This window comes from Acinetobacter sp. SFD, from assembly GCF_001647575.1.
Classification (GTDB): domain Bacteria; phylum Pseudomonadota; class Gammaproteobacteria; order Pseudomonadales; family Moraxellaceae; genus Acinetobacter; species Acinetobacter pecorum.
On record NZ_LSZJ01000011.1, the window covers coordinates 426,849 to 445,944 of the forward strand.

General features: G+C 45.1%; 16 protein-coding genes. 6 read left to right on the forward strand and 10 right to left on the reverse strand.

Annotated elements, in window-relative coordinates:
- The first annotated feature begins 396 nt into the window (after window positions 1-396).
- From AY605_RS07380 to AY605_RS07390, 3 genes are read left to right on the forward strand one after another with little or no spacing between them, the layout of a single operon-like run.
- Window positions 397-1,650: an exonuclease SbcCD subunit D gene (locus tag AY605_RS07380; RefSeq protein ID WP_064095779.1), complete on the forward strand. Its 1,254-nt coding sequence runs from the start codon at window positions 397-399 to the stop codon at window positions 1,648-1,650.
- Between the two features lie 8 nt (window positions 1,651-1,658).
- The gene (locus tag AY605_RS07385; RefSeq protein WP_064095780.1) at window positions 1,659-5,264 is read left to right on the forward strand and encodes an AAA family ATPase; all 3,606 of its coding nucleotides are present in this window, start codon (window positions 1,659-1,661) and stop codon (window positions 5,262-5,264) included.
- Window positions 5,265-5,266: 2 nt separating this feature from the next.
- A complete protein-coding gene (locus AY605_RS07390; RefSeq protein ID WP_064095781.1) occupies window positions 5,267-6,376 on the forward strand; it encodes an acyltransferase family protein in 1,110 nt (369 codons plus the stop codon).
- Between the two features lie 31 nt (window positions 6,377-6,407).
- Here the strand turns inward: AY605_RS07390 and AY605_RS07395 are convergent, their stop codons facing one another.
- Window positions 6,408-7,097, reverse strand: coding sequence for a YggS family pyridoxal phosphate-dependent enzyme (locus AY605_RS07395; RefSeq protein ID WP_064095782.1), 690 nt, complete (start codon window positions 7,095-7,097; stop codon window positions 6,408-6,410).
- Between the two features lie 123 nt (window positions 7,098-7,220).
- Between AY605_RS07395 and AY605_RS07400 the strand changes: the two genes are divergently transcribed.
- Window positions 7,221-8,258, forward strand: coding sequence for a type IV pilus twitching motility protein PilT (locus tag AY605_RS07400; RefSeq protein ID WP_064095783.1), 1,038 nt, complete (start codon window positions 7,221-7,223; stop codon window positions 8,256-8,258).
- A gap of 27 nt (window positions 8,259-8,285) precedes the next feature.
- Window positions 8,286-9,407 carry a PilT/PilU family type 4a pilus ATPase gene (locus AY605_RS07405; protein ID WP_064095784.1) on the forward strand — a complete coding sequence of 374 codons (1,122 nt, stop codon included), beginning with the start codon at window positions 8,286-8,288 and terminating at the stop codon, window positions 9,405-9,407.
- Window positions 9,408-9,475: 68 nt separating this feature from the next.
- On the opposite strand, the gene fur is transcribed toward AY605_RS07405, so the two are convergent.
- Window positions 9,476-9,913, reverse strand: a complete 438-nt coding sequence (gene fur, locus AY605_RS07410) for a ferric iron uptake transcriptional regulator (RefSeq protein ID WP_005096051.1) — start codon at window positions 9,911-9,913, stop codon at window positions 9,476-9,478.
- A 112-nt stretch (window positions 9,914-10,025) separates the two neighbouring features.
- Here fur and AY605_RS07415 point away from each other — a divergent pair, with 112 nt between their 5' ends.
- Window positions 10,026-10,424, forward strand: a complete 399-nt coding sequence (locus tag AY605_RS07415) for an outer membrane protein assembly factor BamE (protein WP_064095785.1) — start codon at window positions 10,026-10,028, stop codon at window positions 10,422-10,424.
- A gap of 100 nt (window positions 10,425-10,524) precedes the next feature.
- Here AY605_RS07415 and AY605_RS07420 read toward each other — a convergent pair whose 3' ends face one another.
- The 8 genes from AY605_RS07420 to AY605_RS07455 form a co-directional block, all read right to left on the reverse strand.
- A complete protein-coding gene (locus AY605_RS07420) occupies window positions 10,525-10,857 on the reverse strand; it encodes an RnfH family protein (protein WP_064095786.1) in 333 nt (110 codons plus the stop codon).
- Window positions 10,857-11,936, reverse strand: coding sequence for a hypothetical protein (locus AY605_RS07425; protein WP_064095787.1), 1,080 nt, complete (start codon window positions 11,934-11,936; stop codon window positions 10,857-10,859). The genes AY605_RS07420 and AY605_RS07425 overlap by 1 nt, the downstream gene beginning before the upstream one ends.
- A 143-nt stretch (window positions 11,937-12,079) precedes the next feature.
- A complete protein-coding gene (locus AY605_RS07430; RefSeq protein ID WP_064095788.1) occupies window positions 12,080-12,535 on the reverse strand; it encodes a bacteriohemerythrin in 456 nt (151 codons plus the stop codon).
- 272 nt (window positions 12,536-12,807) lie between these two features.
- Window positions 12,808-13,656 carry a class II glutamine amidotransferase gene (locus tag AY605_RS07435; protein ID WP_064095789.1) on the reverse strand — a complete coding sequence of 283 codons (849 nt, stop codon included), beginning with the start codon at window positions 13,654-13,656 and terminating at the stop codon, window positions 12,808-12,810.
- A 132-nt stretch (window positions 13,657-13,788) separates the two neighbouring features.
- Complete coding sequence (argB, locus tag AY605_RS07440) at window positions 13,789-14,697, reverse strand: acetylglutamate kinase (protein WP_064095790.1); 909 nt, start codon at window positions 14,695-14,697, stop codon at window positions 13,789-13,791.
- 10 nt (window positions 14,698-14,707) lie between these two features.
- Window positions 14,708-16,126: a phosphomannomutase/phosphoglucomutase gene (locus AY605_RS07445; protein ID WP_064095791.1), complete on the reverse strand. Its 1,419-nt coding sequence runs from the start codon at window positions 16,124-16,126 to the stop codon at window positions 14,708-14,710.
- A 385-nt stretch (window positions 16,127-16,511) separates the two neighbouring features.
- On the reverse strand, window positions 16,512-16,964 hold the full coding sequence (dut, locus tag AY605_RS07450) for a dUTP diphosphatase (RefSeq protein ID WP_004646127.1): 453 nt from the start codon (window positions 16,962-16,964) through the stop codon (window positions 16,512-16,514).
- Window positions 16,965-17,011: 47 nt separating this feature from the next.
- Complete coding sequence (locus AY605_RS07455; RefSeq protein WP_064095792.1) at window positions 17,012-19,051, reverse strand: UvrD-helicase domain-containing protein; 2,040 nt, start codon at window positions 19,049-19,051, stop codon at window positions 17,012-17,014.
- Window positions 19,052-19,096: the final 45 nt, after the last annotated feature.

The following is a 19,096-nucleotide window of genomic DNA, read 5'->3' on the forward strand; positions in this document are numbered from 1 at the left end:
ACTAGAGGGTGACGTTATATAGAGTACAAGGGGCAAAAATTTGGACTGGCATCCACGAATTTTTGCTGACCTTTAGAGCTAAAGCAATAAGTCTTAGTGTACAGGAAAATTTTGAATAGCAGCCAAAATCTTCCTGTAACACAAATTTGACCGACGATTTCATCATCACTCGAATCGTCGGTTTTTATTTTTTTAAATCCCTATTTTTAAAATCTCAGGGCTTGCAGAGCCTTTAAAATCTGATGACCTGGATACAACCGTCCAGTAATATCCATACTGATCAAAATAAATTCAGCTTCAACATCACTAACAATTCGCTGAAATATCGTTTTACAAGTAGATTTTTACCTGTGCTTTTTCCTATAGTAGCAAGGCAGATATCTTGGGGTTCATTACATGGCAGTTCATTTTCTTCACACTTCCGATTGGCATCTGGGACAATTTTTCCATAACCATGACCGTGAATTTGAACATGCACAGTTTTTGACTTGGCTACTTGAGCAAATCCAAGCAAAGCAACCGCATGCCCTGCTGATTGCCGGTGATATTTTTGATGTGATCAATCCTGCATCCAGTGCGCAAAGACAGCTGTACCAGTTTCTGGCCGATGCCCACGACCTGGCGCCACATATGCAGACCCTGATGATTGCAGGCAATCATGATTCCGGTTACCGGATTGAGCAGGTTGAACCTTTGCTGACCAAATTCAATGCCAAAGCAGTGGGAATTGTAGGCCGCACGGCAGAAAATACCTTGAACCTAGATCGTCTGCTTATTCCTATTTATGATCAGGATAAAAATATCATCGCCTGGTGTCTGACCCTGCCCTATTTACGCAGTGCCGAAATTACCGGACTGAATGAACATACCAGCAATAACCAGAACGCGATCAGTTATCTGCATCAACAACTGATTGCCGAAGCCAAAGCCCGCAAACAGCCACATCAGGCACTGATTTTAATGTCACATGCGCACATGCAAGGTGGTGAGACCTCAGACTCTGAGCGTCCGATTATTGTCGGCAATGAAGAAGCCCTGTCGACGGCGCTGTTTGATGACGTGATTGATTATGTCGCGCTGGGGCATTTGCATAAACCACAAAAAGTCGGTCAGCCGCATATTCGTTATAGTGGCTCCCCGATTCCGCTGTCATTTAGTGAAATCCATTACCAGCATCAGGTGGTTGAAGTCCGGATTGATCCCGAACAAAACCCGGAAAATCGCTTTCAGTACGATGCCTTAAGCATTCCGCGTACTGTCGAGCTGTTCCGCATTCGTGAAAAGCTGGAAAATTTAATCACTACAATTCAGGCCTTGCCTGCCGGAGAAATCGAGCAGCTTTCTGCACGGCATTTTCTGGAAGTAGAATACACCACTGATGCGCCGCCTCCGGTAGATCTGCGTCAGCAAATAGAACAGGCCCTACCTGCTAACCGTTACCGACTGCTACGCATCAGCCGGATTTACCAGCAACAGGTCGACCTTAGTTCAAGCCAGTCTAAAATTGATCTGGCACCCCCTACCCCGGAATCGCTATTTTTCAATATCTGGAAAAAAATGGGCTATGAGCAGGATCATTCGGTACAACGGGATTTTCAGGAATTACTGAATGAAGCCCAACACGAACTTGCACAAAAACAACAAGCCTAGGATCGGCCATGAAAATTTTACGTCTAAGTCTTAATAATCTGGCCTCCCTCACCGGCACCCATCATATTGATTTTGAATCGAGTCCTTTGGCTCATGCCGGGCTGATTGCCATCACCGGAAAAACTGGTGCCGGGAAATCCACCCTGCTCGATGCCATGTGCCTGGCGCTATATAATGAAATTCCTCGCCTAAAAGGTGCCACAGGCAGCCTCAAAGATGCTGGCGGTCAGGATGTGTCCATCAAGGATTCCAAAAATATTCTGCGCCGTGGCTGCGTGCATGGTTTTGCCGAACTGGAATTTATTGCACTCGACAGCAAACGCTATATGGCACGCTGGGAAATTAAACGGGCACGCCAGAAAGTCGATGGCAATCTAAAAGTAGACCGCTACGTCAAATGTCTGGATGATGACACGACACTGACGCAAAAAATATCGGAAGTCACCCCCCTCATTGAAAAACTGGTGGGCTTAAGTTTTGAGCAGTTTACTCGCGCAGTGTTGCTCGCACAGTCGGAAGTCGGTGCCTTTCTTAAAGCCAAAGACAATGAGCGTGCAGATTTGCTGGAATATCTGACTAATTCACAGATTTTCAGTCTGGTCAGTCAGAAAGCCGCAGAGAAATTCAGCGAAGTCAAAAACAAGCGCAACGATCTGGAAAAGCTGATCGGGCATATTGAAATTTTGTCTGAAGAAGACATCAGCGCTTTACAACAGCAGCAGAACTCTTTGTCTTTGCAACTTCAGAATTTGCAGCAATCTGAAAAACTGCTGGAAAATGAGAAACAATGGCATCTGGACCGACATAAACTTTATGCAGAAGTCCATGCCAAAAAAGAAGTCTACGAAGTACAACAGGATGCAGTAAATAAGTCTGCAGGACAGCAACAGCTACTGGAGCAGCTGGATGAATTCCAGTCGATCCGGGATCAGTTTGTGAGTCGTACCCGTCTAGCCCCTCAAAAAGAGCAGATTCAGCACCAGCACACCCAATTTACGCTGGAATTTGAAACGCTCAAACAGAGCTTTGTAGCAGAAGAAGCCAAACTTACAGCCTTACAACAAAAGCAGCAACAGTTTCAGCAATACTTGGCAGGCCTGAAACCGCATCTGGAAGCAGGTTTAAGACTGGATCATGCAATTGATACGGTATCAGAGCAGTACAAAAAACTGCATGCAGAACAAAGCCAGTTTCAAATCCTTCGTCTACAGCCTTTAGAAGAACAACTTCGACAGCAACAGCAGACTTTGAATCAGCTACAAGCTCGGCAAGAAAAGGTTGCACAACAATTGGCTGAATCTGGCTTTTTAAATGTGTTCGATCTGGAACCGCAAAGTACCTTGCAACGTATACAAGACTTTATGCGTCAGTATCAGCAACTGCAGCAACAGAATCCGGACAGCCTGAAGCAGCCTTTGCCTGAACTGGAAAAAACCGTTACAGCACTTTCAGAAAATCTGAACCAGTGGATACAACAGCATCATAGTCTGGAACAGCTGGAAGAGCAGCTCAAAACCATTCAGGAAATGCATCAGCAACGCCAAGCGGAACAGCGTCAGCTCGACCTGCTGCAACAGCAGGTACAACAGATCGTTCAACAATCACAAGAATTTGAACAACTGCAATCTGCTGTACATAGCCAACAGCAGCAACTGAAAATGCAGCAAGAGGCCGAACAGGCACTGCATCAGCAGATTCAGACTAAACAACAGGCATATGAACACCTGGAACAAATACTTGCCCAGCAACGTTTATTGCATGCGCAAAGTGTGCAGGATCTTCGTACCCAGTTAAAACCGGATGAGCCATGCATGGTCTGTGGGAGTATGATCCATCCTTTTGTCGATGCCGCCCATGAACGTCTGGAACAGAGCCTGAGCCAGTTACAGGAGCAACAGTTACGGCAGGCAAAACAGCAGCTCGATCAGCAACTGCAATCTCAGCAGCAGCAACGCATTGAAATATCCAAAGCACAAACAGTAATTGAGCAACAGCAACAGCGTTGCCAGGTCCTGCAAAACCAGATTCAACAATCCTCTGCTGACTGTAAATCTCAACTACTCAAACTGGAAGTGGTTACCGAGCAGCACAATGATCTTCCTACATTCATCCAGTTACTGGCAAATCACACTCAAAGTCTGGTCCAGCAGCTAGAACTGTCCCAACAGCAGGAACAACAGCTCCAGCAACAATTACAACAATGGCGTCAACAACAACAGCAATTGCACCAATTACAACTGGCTCTACAGCAACGTCAGCAACTCGACCAGCTGATACATCCAGTTTTAAGCGTACTGCCCGAGCAGTACCAGTCACAGCCACCTATGCTCTGCTTACCTCAGTTGCAACGACAATTAGAGCAGCGCATGCAGCACTTGGCAGTACAAAAGCAGCTGGAATCTGACCTGCATCAACAGCAGCAGATATTGGAAAAGAGCCAGTATCAACTACAATTGGAACAGCAAAATTTTGCTCAATTGAGCCAGTCTGTAGAGCAGTTGATTCAGCAAGGCAAAGATCTGCGTCAACAACTGGCTGAACTGACCAAAGAGCATGCAGGACAAGTCTACCGTGTCGCTGCAGAATGGCGTGATGCACTGGATCAGCAAGCCAAAACCTTAGAGCAGGATTTGGAACAACAGCGTCAATGCACGGCCCAGGCTGAAAAAAAGTGGCATCAAACCCACTTGAAATTGCAAGAATTTATCAGCCAACTTCAGCAGATCGATCGGCAATTGGCTCAATATCAGCAAGATATTCAGGCATGGCAAGCATCACATCCGCAAGTGACGGCAGCTCAAATTGAACAATGGCTCAGTATTGATCTGAGCAACCATCAACGGATTCGTCAGAATTTGGCTAACCAGAAACAGGCACTCGAAAATGCCAGAACAGCCTGGCAATTACTGGAAGAACAATATCAGGCCCATTTAAAACTACAGCCAGAACATGAATTTGAGGAAATTGAACAAAAGCTTGGCAGGCTGCATCAGGAAAAAACAATGCAGCAGGAAGTGCTCAATGAAACTGATGCCAAACTGCGTATGAATGCCAACAATCAAAACACCTATGCCAAATATCAGCAGCAAATTGAGCAGATCAAAGCCGAAGAATACCGTTGGGGACGTATTTACGATCTGATCGGACATAAGGAAGGCACCAAATTCCAGAAAATTGCCCAGGAACATCATCTGGATATTCTGGTGGAATATGCAAATCAGCAGTTGCAACCGTTGGCACCCCGCTATCAGTTACACCGTATTCCGGACAGCCTGAGTCTGGCGATTATTGATCTGGACATGAATAGTGAAGTCCGCCCTGTGCTGTCCCTATCGGGGGGTGAAACCTTCCTGGTTTCATTGGCTTTGGCTTTGGCGATTGCCAATATGGCCTCCGGCTCCATGAAACTGGAATCACTGTTTATTGATGAAGGTTTCGGAACACTAGATCCAGCATCCTTACATATGGTCATGAATGCGCTGGATCATTTGCAAAGCCAGGGCCGTAAAGTCGTCTTGATCTCACATATACAGGAAATGCATGAACGGATTCCGGTACAAATTCAGGTCAAGCCTGTCGGTGCAGGCGCCAGTACCATTCAGATTATAGGTTAACGATGAGTCACCCAGCCCCGAACACGCTCTCGCACTATTTCAGCCTACAGCTTGAGAGCCTACGGGGTATCAGTGCCATTGTGGTGCTGTTCAGTCACTGCTTTCAGGCATTTATTGCGCCTTTCGATACCAGCATTTATTCATGGATACGCCTGCTTGGGCAGGCTGCAGTCATGATTTTCTTTGCCCTAAGTGGCTATCTGATCGGCTATTCTATCCAGCACAACATTCATCAGCATGGTCAGTTCAATCTGCACCGATATGCCCGACAGCGTTGCCGCAGAATTTTACCACCCTTTCTGTTTGCCATGGGGATGACCCTGGTTCTCTATCTACTCGCTCCACTATTATTTGCCAGCCATACTCATGCTTTTCAACACAGTTTTGGCATGATGATACGGACTGACTATAGTGTAGACATGATGGAATTTGTTGGTTCGCTGCTATTTTTGAATGGCTTTGTAACACCAACGGTTTCAGCCAATGCCGCGCTCTGGAGCCTGAGCTATGAAGTGTGGTTTTATGTGCTGGCCGGATTCCTACCTTTTTTAAAAAATTCGGAAATAGCCAAAATCGGATTTTTTATGGTTCTGGCTATACTGTCATTACTGAACATCCAGTTTTTTATTTATTTTCTGGTCTGGCTTAGTGCCTTTGCTTGTTCATTTCGATATATCCAGCTACGTTTTTTAAACCGCTTACAATCGGTCAAATTAGCCCTATTCGGCTTGGCATTTTTAATCGCCTGTTTTGATGCTTACCAGTTTCAGGTGATGGATGAGGCCCAGCAATACCGTGCTGTGAATTTTGTCCCTTTTAATTTCTGTCTGGGTCTGGCATTTAGTTGCTGGCTGGTACAACTCCAGCATCACCGCAGTCACTATCATCCGGTTTGGGTTCAATCTGCAGACTTTTCCTATACTTTGTATGTCACCCATTTTCCTTTACTTTTATTTATTTTGGGGTGTATCCCGGCAACTTTGGCCTATGGTCTGGGCGGAGCAATTTTAGCCTTGCTTGCGAGCATGTGCAGCTTAATAGTTTTTGCCTGGCTGATGGCTAAATGGCTCGAACCAGCCAGAAAAAAAGCGTTATCCAATACCCTGCGATAACGCTTTGCTGCAAAAAACTGACATTAGTAGTTTATACATCTTTTTTAGGCCGAGCACCAAATAGGGCTGTGCCAACACGAACCAAGGTAGAACCCGCAGCAATCGCTTCGGTCATATCCCCAGACATGCCCATACTTAAAGTATCCCAGTCTTCAGGATGAGCATGTTGTGTTTTTACTACATCAAATAAAACTTTGGCATCAGCAAAGGCTTGAGGATTATTCGGTGCTGGAATCACCATCAAACCACGTAAACGTACATTCGGCAGTTGGCTGATCTGTGCCACCAGAGCTGCAACTTCTGCCGGCTGGCAACCATCTTTGGTATCCTGACCATCAATATTCACCTGAATACAGATATTCAGTGCGGACTGATTATCTCCACGCTGATTTGATAAACGCTCGGCAATAATCAGGCGATCGACTCCATGTACCCAGGCAAAATTTTCTGCCAGATGCTTGGTCTTGTTACGCTGTACATGTCCAATAAAATGCCACTCAATCTCCAGGTTTTTCAGTTCGGTGATTTTTTCCAATGCTTCCTGCAAATAATTTTCACCAAAGGCCCGCTGGCCTGTCTGATACATCTCTGCCAGCACACTACTTGGCTGGGTTTTGGACACGGCCAATAGTTGTACCGAATCGGGCTCACGCCCGGCCTGAGTGCACGCGGCCTGGATCTGAGCTAAAACCTGATTTCGTGACTGTTGCAGCATATTCATTGATGGGGTTCTCATTTCGTCCGGATTTTTTTCCCTTGCTCGTGAACTAAGTGTTGGTTAAGCTGTGGGAAAGCCTTATTATTCTAGCAAAATAAATAACATTTTAATGAACTCGGGGACCTTATGGATATTACAGAACTGTTAGCCTTTTCTGCTAAAAATGGTGCGTCGGATTTACACTTATCAGCAGGTTTACCACCAATGATCCGTGTAGACGGGGAAGTCCGTCGCATCAACCTGCCTGCACTGGAACATAAAGAAGTACACAAACTGGTGTACGACATTATGAACGACAAGCAACGCCGCGATTATGAGGAAAATCTGGAAACTGACTTTTCCTTTGAAGTTCCCGGCGTGGCCCGTTTCCGTGTCAACGCATTTAACCAGAACCGCGGTGCAGGTGCAGTCTTCCGTACCATTCCATCTAAAGTCTTGACCATTGAAGACCTTGGCATGGGCCAAATCTTTAAAGATCTTTGCGAATACCCACGTGGCTTGGTCCTCGTCACAGGACCTACCGGCTCAGGTAAATCGACCACGCTTGCAGCGATGCTAGACTATATCAATGACAACCGCTATGACCATATTTTAACAGTTGAAGATCCAATCGAATTTGTACACCAATCCAAAAAATGCCTGATCAACCAGCGTGAAGTGCATCGTGATACTCATGGATTTAATGAAGCATTACGTTCTGCATTACGTGAAGACCCGGATATTATTCTGGTCGGTGAGATGCGTGACCTTGAAACGATTCGTCTGGCATTAACTGCAGCAGAAACCGGTCACCTGGTGTTCGGGACCCTGCATACCACCTCAGCGGCAAAAACTATTGACCGTGTGATCGATGTATTCCCGGCCGAAGAAAAAGACATGGTTCGTGCCATGTTGTCTGAATCGCTGCAAGCGGTGATTTCCCAAACCCTGCTCAAGAAAAATGGTGGCGGTCGTGTGGCTGCACATGAAATCATGATTGGTATTCCGGCGATCCGTAACCTGATCCGTGAAAACAAAGTGGCTCAAATGTATTCTGCAATCCAGACTGGTGCCAATTATGGTATGACTACCATGGATCAAAGCCTGAAAACACTCGTGTCTAAAGGTATTATCAGCCCGCAAGTCGCCCGTACTGCAGCAAAACAGCCTGAATCATTCTTATAAAAAAATTCATTTTATTGGGGTTTTATCATGGACTTTAACGGCTTACTCAATTACATGGTAGAGAAAAAGGCCTCGGATCTGTTCATCACAGCCGATGTCGAACCCTCTATCAAAATTAACGGTCAAATTCTACCCATCGGTTCGGTGAAATTGCCGGGGCCGGCTGTGGGGCAACTGCTGAACTCGATCATGAGCGAAAAGCAGCGTAAGGAATTTGCCGAAACGCGTGAATGTAACTTCGCGATCAGCAATCCGGACAAGTCCGCGCGTTTCCGTGTCAGTGCTTTCCAGCAGCGTGATGAACCGGGGATGGTGCTGCGCCGGATTGAAACGGTTATTCCCACGATGGATGAACTCAAGTTACCGCCAATTCTGAAAGAACTGGCGATGACCAAACGTGGCATCATTATTTTTGTCGGGGCAACCGGTACCGGTAAATCAACCTCGCTGGCATCTTTGGTCGGTTATCGCAATGAAAATTCCAAAGGTCATATCATTACCATTGAAGATCCGATCGAGTTTGTGCATCAGCATAAAGGCTGTATTATTACTCAGCGCGAAGTCGGTATTGATACGGATTCATTTGAAATTGCTCTGAAAAATACCTTGCGTCAGGCACCAGACGTGATTCTGATTGGTGAGATTCGTTCCCGCGAGACCATGGACTATGCCATTGCCTTTGCTGAAACCGGCCATCTGGTATTTGCCACGCTACACGCCAACAATGCCAACCAGGCGATTGACCGGATTATTCACTTCTTTGAAGCAGACCGGCATAACCAGCTGTTTATGGATCTGTCTTTGAATATGAAAGCCATTGTGGCGCAGCAACTGATCCCAACCATCGATGGCAATGGCCGCCGTGCTGCGATTGAGATTCTGATTAACTCACCACTGATTGCCGACCTGATCCGTAAAGGTGATGTGCATGAGATCAAGGACCTGATGAAGCGTTCCCGTGAACTGGGCATGCAGACTTTCGATCAGGCGCTGTATGATCTGTATAAAGCCAAACAGATCAGCTATAAAGATGCGCTGAAACATGCGGACTCACCCAACGACCTGCGTCTGCAAATCAAGCTCTCAGAAGAAGGTGGCAGCCACTTATTACGTGCGCATTCCAATATTACTTTTGATGGTCAGAGCTAATGATCGTAAAGGCATAAAAAAACAGGCTTCTCATGAAGCCTGTTTTTTTGTTTGAACCAGCGCTCAAATTATTTTTTACGGAAAACTTCCTGACAGGCAGGCGCATCGCAGTAGCCATACAGATTCAGTGAGTGACCAGTTAATTCAAATCCAAATTTCTCAGCAACGTCATGCTGCTCTTTTTCAATCGTATCATTAATAAATTCAACAACTTTGCTGCAATTTAAACATACCAGGTGATCGTGGTGATCTTCCTGCATAATTTCAAAAACTGAATGATTATTTTCAAAATTATGGCGTTCGATGATGCCCGCGGCTTCAAACTGCGTTAACACACGATACACAGTTGCTAAACCTACATCTTCACCCTGATCGAGTAAAGTCTTGTAAATATCTTCCGCACTTAAATGATGTTGTCTTGAATTTTCTAGTAATTCTAATATTTTAATTCGTGGAAGGGTAACTTTCAGTCCAGCTTTTCGTAAATCTTGGTTTGAAATAGTCATGTAAAAAGGTCTCTCAACAAAATCAAAGTTGGAATATGCAACAAAGTTTAGATGCAGTATGATCTATCCTTGGATCAAATGCATCATAATTAATTTGGGATAGTTTAGCAAAATGCAAAAAATCATGCTGACGTTATTCGTCACTTCATTGCTCGTCGGCTGTTCGACATTAGGTGTTTATAAAGTAGATATTCCACAAGGAACTCCGTTAACCAAGGCACAAGCCGCTAAAATTCAGGTGGGAATGAGTCATCAACAGGTGCGTTTCTTACTGGGCAGTCCAACAGTAAGTGATCCCCTGAATCCTTTACGTTGGGACTACATCTATAACTATACCCCAGGGACCTATGCGAAAAAAGCCAAGATCCCGGCGGCCCAAGGCCAGCATTTGAAAATCTACTTTAACCAGTCTGGGATCGTGGAACGCATTGAAGGTCTGGAAACGATTCCGGAATCTCAACCCGGTTTACCAGGATCAAAAGAAGCAATTTTAAATGCTCCGCCACTATAACCGGTTCCTCATAAAAAAGCCCCTGAATCATCAGGGGCTTTTTTGATTAAGTTGATTGATTGAGCAGATCATGGAGCACACTGTTCTTTCCAACAGCTTTTCACTCGGAAGACGGTTTCAGCTTTCTTAAAAGATTGCCTCTGGCATAACGTCCTACCGGATTTCTCTCGGCACGTTTACGCCTGATATCTTTGGGATTAATGGTCAGTGGCCGGTATATTTCCACCCGGTCCCCTACTGCCAGTGGTTGCTGATGATCCTGCAAACGCACGCCAAAGATACCCAAAGATAACGGTTCAGGCAAGTCGACCTGCTCACGGATTCCACTTTGCTCAATCGCATCCAGTGCCGTCATGCCGGGCTGAAATGGCACAGCCAGATGAAACTGCTGTTGCGGCGTCGCATATGCCACCCAGATCATTGCCTCATTCATCAGACGGACTGCCCTAGAACAGCGGCTATTGCCAGAATAATTCCAACTGGTAACACCACACGTACTGCAATACGCCAAAGGTTATAGAATGCTTCAGAGCTAAAATTCATTGATTTACGCAAATGACTGATCTTCATGATCCAGCCGGCAAACAGTGCATAAATCAGACAAATCACTAGCCCCCAGACGAGCAAGACCACATTGAAAATTGGGCTTAGATTTGGAATAGCCCAGATCAGCATGACTACAGCGATAATTGCCCATTGCACTACAGGATGAAGCTGACGTTGCTGTAGCTGTTCACGTGCCATTTGCAGCATTAATGCAGCAGCCGCCACTATGGCGGTGACCAAAGTAAATGCAGGAATTTGCGCTTGTACTGCGAAGAAGGCAAATGCAATAACAGCAACTAACTGCGCAACCCAGATCGGCAATACCGTTTTGCTGGCGATATCCTGTTGTCGCACAGTGTTCAGGCTAGATTGCCAGTACAAGCCCATGCCCAGACCACTTGCAACCAGTGCCAATACCGTTGCATTTCCCCATTCAGAAAACTCAACTGGCGTAACTTGCCATGCAGGTAGTGCAGTTCCCATTACATTTGCCAAGATCAAAGATGCCAGCACCCCAATCGCAGTGATTGCTAACAGGATTTGACGCGGTAGCAATGAAAGAGCCAGCGCCACGATTGCCAATCCGATCAACAAGAGATTTGGTGCAAGATCAAGGGCCGCTACTGCCAGAACATTACTGGCATTATTCAGCATTGCACCTGCCAAAAACGGAATAAAAATCACACTTAACCAGCCGACAATACGCCATTTCTGTGACGCATCAGCTTCACGGGTCAGCGACGACAGCGCCTGTAATGGCGTCGTTTTGGAGCGCTTGGCCAAAGCAATTTCCAAGTAGCAGACTGGAAGCGCCAGAATCAGCATGGTGGCTAACCAGAGCATCCAGAAATCCAGCTGACGTTCAATCTGTATACCGGTTATCGGTGCGAGTGTCGCGATGATAATAAACGATAGACAGAAAGCCATCAGCGGCGATAACCATTTTGACATAGCATTGTCCTGCATGATGCATTCCTATAAAAATCTAGCGCTATTTTGCCTTGTGAAGCAGTGAAAATCAAAAACAAAAAGCAAACCATCATGAGGATGATTTGCTGCGCCAAATTTATAATTAAATTTTAATTCTTTTTATTTGCTGAAATTTTTTATTATGAGAAAAACCGGGCGAACCAGTTTTTACCTTTTTTCTGTTCTTTTTCTTTAATGATACCCATCATATTTTCTTTGACTGCACCCACATAATCGGCATCATCATGCTGAATATGGTTAATGAGCCATTTCGATAATACTTCATGCAGTTCATTTTCAATCGACTGTCCCAGTTCAAAACGGTCACGATAAGATTCAATTTTCTTAATAAACAGATCATGCACACGTTTATGCGGCACCCGGTATTTATACCCGGCTTCTTCCTGAAGAGATTCTTCAAAGGTAAAATGTGACTGGGTATAATCAATAATATTGTCAAGAATCTGTTTAATACGGGCACGTTCGGTATTTGCATCGATTCCATCAATTTCGTTGATATAATCGAGAATTCGTTTGTGCTGATCGTCAATCACATCGATACCAGTATTATAATCTGGGACCCATTTCATTTTCATACGACCACCTAGAAATATTAAGGACTTATAACGTGAAAATGAGCATATAGCTTATTGATTCAAATAAAAATGAAGCAAATTAGTCGGCTTTCTGCCCAAAGCCGGTATTTTCATTTTAAGTTTCTGTTATATATAGTTAAAAATAATTTATCTTGAGTAAAAAGCTAAGATATTAATTAACCAAAAATGAGTGTTAAACCATTATTTATTCTTAAATTTTTCTCTATTTTTTAATATAAAAACGGAGTTTAAACTCCGTCTTGATGCAATTTTTAATATTGGTCAGCGCGCGTGATGCGTTTTAGGGAAGGATCCAGCCGTTCACGTTCCAAACGTTCGACATGCGTCACTTGAGAACGCACTTTCGCCCCATGTTGAAACAGGATCATTTCACCGGGCTGAAAGGCTGTCCATTCTTCATTCTGGGTCAAAGGTTCAGTAGTAATGACTGCCACACGGTCTTCACGTGTGGTGACCTGACTAAAGTCTACTTCGACATCAATATCGATGAGCTGCGCCGGTCTAAACGGGTATTCACGTACCAGCCAGTGGAGTTTGGTAATCGCATAGCTAAACAGCGCCTGACCATTCGACAGGCAGAAATTAAAGGTACCATGTTCCGCGATTCCAGGTGAAATTTCGGCCAGCAGATCAAAAACCTGATCCAGTTTTGGTTCATGATAGCCAAAACGTTTCACTAACTGGTCCAGCAGATAGCAAAAAGCCCGCTCGCTATCCGTATTCCCTACTGGAGTGAAACGTCCACTTAGTGCGGGGAAATAATCATGCAAATCACCATTATGAGCAAAAATCCATTGCCGGCCCCAGAGTTCGCGGCTAAAAGGATGGGAATTTTCCAGATTGATTTTACCTTGCGTGGCTTTGCGGATATGCGCAATCACATTGCGGGATTTAATCGGATAATTACGTACCAGTTCAGCAATCGGAGATTCAACCGCCGACTGGTTATCAACAAACAGACGGCAGGCTTTATCTTCAAAGAAAGCTATCCCGAAACCATCGGCATGATCAGAGGTAATGCCTGCCCGCTGGGAAAACCCGCGAAAAGAAAAAGTAATATCTGTTGGCGTAGCACAATTCATTCCGAGCAGTTGGCACATGGTCTGATTTCAGCTCTTTATTTCACTTAGAAGCTTATTGTGCATGACTGTCCCTGCCATTTCAAATAGCTGGCTATAAGAAATCCAAATAAAAAAGAGCCTGCATAGAGACTCTTTTTCACAAAAAATCGATTATGAACGATGCGGATTTACACGGTTGGTAATAAGGGTACCAACACCATGATCAGTGAAAATTTCCAGCAAACTTGCATGCGGTACACGGCCATCGACGATATGTGCGCTCACCACCCCACCTTTTACGGCATCCAGGGCACAACCCACTTTCGGAATCATGCCGCCATAAATCACGCCGGTTTCAATCAGACGATCAACTTCCTGAGTGGTCAAGCCCGTCAGCAGATTTTTATTTTCATCCAGAACACCCGTGATATTGGTCAGCAGAATCAGTTTTTCTGCACCCAAAGCTTCAGCGACTTTACCAGCGACCAGATCGGCATTGATGTTATAAGTATTGCCTGCTTCGTCCACACCCAGCGGAGCAATGACAGGAATAAAATCACTACTGGTAAACATTTCCAGAACATCGGTCTTTACACCCACAACTTCACCGACCAGACCCAGATCAATTTGCTGAACCGAACCATCTTCAGCCACTTTTTCCATCAGCAGTTTTTGCGCACGGATCAGGTTGCCGTCTTTACCGGTGAGACCAATGGCACGGCCACCATGCTGGTTGATCAGGTTCACAATGGATTTGTTAACGCTACCGCCAAGTACCATCTCGACCACTTCCATGGTCGCCGGATCTGTCACACGCATGCCGTCGATACGGTCCGATTCACGGCCCAGCTGTTTCAGCATAGAATCGACTTGCGGGCCACCACCATGCACCACGATCGGATTAATACCGACTGTTTTCAATAATACGATATCGCGTGCAAATGAACTTTCCAGCTCAGGATCGGTCATCGCATTACCGCCGTATTTTACCACCAGGGTTTTACCCGCAAAGCGTTGAATATACGGCAAAGCTTCTGTCAAAATCTGTGCTTTGTCGATGCCTGTTTGTTGATTTGGCATTCGCCTCTCCTTATTGAGCATCTAAAATGTCTTGAGCGATCTCTGGATAACGGTCACGCAACATGGCTACAAACAGATGACGAATCTCATTCAGAGCTTGGGCATTATTGGCATCAAAGCGCACCGTGAAATACTCACCTGTATTGGATGCTCGAATGATGCCAAAACCATCCTCAAAATCAAGACGTATGCCATCAATTTTACTGATTTGCGCATTAATTCTTTCAGATTGCTGCTCAACGAAGTTTAAAAGTTCAACAGGAGGCACGTGATGTGTAGAAATATAAAGATCTTCAGTACCATGACGTTTTGGATAAGCTGCCAAGGCCTGTGCCAGAGTTTGTCCCGTTTGGTCTAGATACTCCATGACTCTGAGCGCTGCATAGAGTCCATCATCATAGCCCCAGCCACGACCATCATTAAATACATAATGCCCGGCATATTCACCACCAAAAATCGCCTGCTGCTGAGATTGCGCCAGATAAGTCCGCAAGAAGGAACTACCTGTACGGATCATCACCGCTTCGCCACCCAGACGTTGCACCGTATCTCGAACCAGAGTCGAACATTTCACATCATAAACAAATTGGCGTGGCACCGAATCATTCAGGCAGATTTCGGCAAACAGGCATAACAACTGATCAGCTGTAATAATCTGACCCTGCTCATCGATTAGAACCAAGCGATCGCCATCACCATCCAGGGCAATACCGAGGTCAGCCTGCTGTTGCATGACAGTTTGGCGTAAGGTTTCAAGATGTTTGTCTTGTGAAGGATCCGGCGCATGATCGGGAAAATGTCCATTGGCTTCACAACGTAAAGCAATTACTTCACAGCCCATTTTTCTGAGTACCAGATTGGCACAACGCCCAGCTGAGCCGTGCAAGCCATCCAGCACTACTTTAAACGGTCGCTTTAATTGAATATCTTGTAATATTCCCTGCTGATACTGGAGACAAAACTCTGGAATAATCAGATGTGGCTGTTCCGGCAATGTCAGCAACTGCTGACTACAGTGAGGTTCTGCCAGCTGCGCCACCTGCTGAATCAGATCAGGACAGGGCGGCTCACCACAGATGATCCATTTAATTCCATTATCTTCTTTAGGATTATGACTGGCAGTGACCATAATGCCATTGCCATCGAACTGGCGTGCAGTGAAATACAACATTGGGCTGGAGCAACAGCCGATAATAGTAGCTTCAAGTGAATAATCTTTAAAAATACGCGCGATAATGTCTGCAAAAGCTGGACTGCTGAGCCGCGCATCATAACCAATGGCGACACGCACCTGTCCCGCAGCCCGATATTGCTGTGCCAAACCGTGGGCAATTGCATCAATAATTCCCGCACCCAACACACTGGCTTTACCACGTATGTCATAAGCACGAAAAATATGTAAAGGGAGAGGATGTTTCAGGGATCCCATAAACTATTCTTTTCACAATTGGTTAGTATCAGGAGATATAAAATGATGGTTTCATCATAATGACTTTAAACATTTGTTTTTGTTTTAAGACTAGCCATTTTTAAACGATTTCAATGTAACAATCAATTATAAAAATATAATCAACAACTTTAGAAGTATAGGATTCTTGTAATCAAATAGCGATTATTTACTTATATTTATTTTAAATTTTGTCTTATGCAACCTCTAATCTATATATAAATTTAAATAAATCTATCTGACCATAAAATAGACCTGTATGTTTAAATGCATATTAATCAGTCCATTCATTAATATTTTCTCAACAACATAAAAATGACTTACATCATATTTAAAGAATGTAAGTCATTTAAGCCACTATTAAAACTTAGTTTTTACCAGTATGACCAAAACCGCCAGCACCACGTTCGGTTGCTTCAAATTCATTCACCAGGTCAAATTCAGCTTGTACTACCGGCACCAGCACGTACTGTGCCAAACGCTCACCCGGCTCTAAGCTAAAGGCAGTCTGGCTACGGTTCCAGACCGACACCATCAACTCACCCTGATAATCAGAATCAATTAAACCCACCAGGTTACCCAGCACGATCCCGTGTTTATGGCCCAAACCCGAACGAGGCAAAATCAAGCCAGCAAATGCAGGATCTTCAATATAGATTGCTAGACCAGTTTTTACCAAAACCGTTTGGCCCGGCTCAATGATCGTAGTTTCTGCAACACACGCACGTAAATCCAGCCCTGCTGAACCCGTCGTAGCATAAGTGGGTAATGGCCATTCCTGACCGAGACGCGAGTCAAGGACTTTCACCTGAACTTTCATGTATTCATTCCTGTTGTTTCATTTAAAATAAGTGACAGCGCTGCACCTTATCGTTTGATGAGGTTGCGCAAATTATCCAGATAATGCTGTGCCTGTAATTTTGGATCGATGTTGCCAGCCAGCTTTTTCTTGCGACCTAACCATTCCAGCTCATCTTCCGGCAATTCATCCAGGAAACGGCTTGGGGTCATCTGCTTCATCTGCCCGCCTGCCTTGCGCTGTTCTGCCAGAGTAATGGTCAGTCCCTGACGTGCACGGGTAATCCCCACATACATCAGACGGCGTTCCTCTTCGACCGTTTCTGCAGCGATCGAGTTTTTATGCGGCAGAATTTCTTCTTCCAGCCCGATTAAATAGACATAAGGAAATTCCAGACCTTTGGACGCATGCAAGGTCAGCAGGTTGACCTTATCGGTGTCCTCTTCTTCCTGTTGCTGCTCGAGCATATCTAGCAGCACCATTTTACGAATCACACTCTCAATATTTTTTTCATCAACATCTTCAGCGCGGTTAATCAGGCTCTGAATGCTACTGTAGAGTACCTCGATATTGTCGAGCTTGGTTTTTTCCTGTGCCGGCGTAGCTGCAGTTTCCTTGATGTAATCGATATAACTGGCTTCAATCATCATCTGGCGGATGATCGGTACCGGTTCATCATCATCCAGTAAATTGCGGGTAAAGCCCTCAATAAAATCGGCAAATTCGGCCAATTGGGTTGTGGCCTTTTTCGGAATCGCCATGGTCAGACGCTGATCCGCTGCCGCAGCCAACAAGGACAGGTTATTTTCCTGAGCAAATAATCCAAGTTTTTCCAGCGTTACCGGACCAATCGCCCGTTTTGGGGTATTGATAATTCGCAGGAATGCGCTGTCGTCTTCAGGGTTAATGATGAGGCGCAAATAACTCATCATGTCCTTGATTTCGGCACGTGCGAAGAAGGACTGTCCGCCAGATAATTTATACGGAATCTGCATCTGACGTAGATGGGTTTCCAAAATACGCGCCTGGAAATTGCCGCGGTACAACACCGCATAATCTTTCCAGCTTTTACCATTCATCAGCTTATGCGTGATCAGGTCTTTGACTACGCGTTCTGCTTCGTCATCATCATTGCGGCAGGTAATCACACGGATCACTTCGCCATGGCCTTTATCGGACCAGAGTTTTTTATCAAAAATATGCGGATTATTGCCAATGACTGTGTTGGCAGCTTTGAGAATACGACTGGTCGAACGATAGTTCTGTTCCAGCTTGATCACTTTCAGATTAGGAAAATCCTGCTGCAACAAGGCCATATTTTCCGGTTTAGCCCCACGCCAGGCATAAATCGACTGGTCATCATCACCTACGGCGGTGAACTGTCCCATCACGCCAACCAGCAATTTCACCAGAATATACTGTGCTGTGTTGGTATCCTGATATTCATCCACCAGCAGATAACGCACGCGGTTTTGCCATTTGTCACGGACTTCCGCATTTTCCTGCAGCAAGCGCGTTGGCATCACAATCAGGTCATCAAAATCCACGGCGTTATAAGCACGCAAATTACGCTCATAGAGCTGATATAGATGCGCAAACTGGACATCTTCGGCAGTTTCACAGGTGGTGTGCGCCTGCTCGGGTGGAATGAGATCATTTTTCCAGTCCGAGATCATTTTCATGGCTTTGGCAATCAGTTCTTTGCTTTCCGCACCGGACAAATTATCACGCTGCATCAAATCCATCAGAATGCGCTTGCAGTCATCTGCATCCAGAATCGAGAAATTATTTTTAAGTGGGGTATGTTTCAACTCCAGGCGCAGCATATTCAGGCCAAAGGTATGAAAGGTCGAAACTGAAACGCCTTTACTTTCTTCACGCGTCAACAATTTGCTGACACGTTCTTTCATCTCACGTGCTGCTTTGTTGGTAAAGGTCATCGCAGTAATACGATGTGCGGGAATCCCACAATGCTTGACTAAATACGCGATTTTTCGCGTGATCACTGAAGTCTTGCCTGAACCCGCTCCTGCAAGTACTAACAAGGGTCCTTGAGTGTATTTCATGGCTTCAAGTTGCTTGTCATTTAACTGACTGGCGAGTGACATACGGCTTCCTCTTCTAGATTCGGCTCCGATTATAGTCATCTCTGT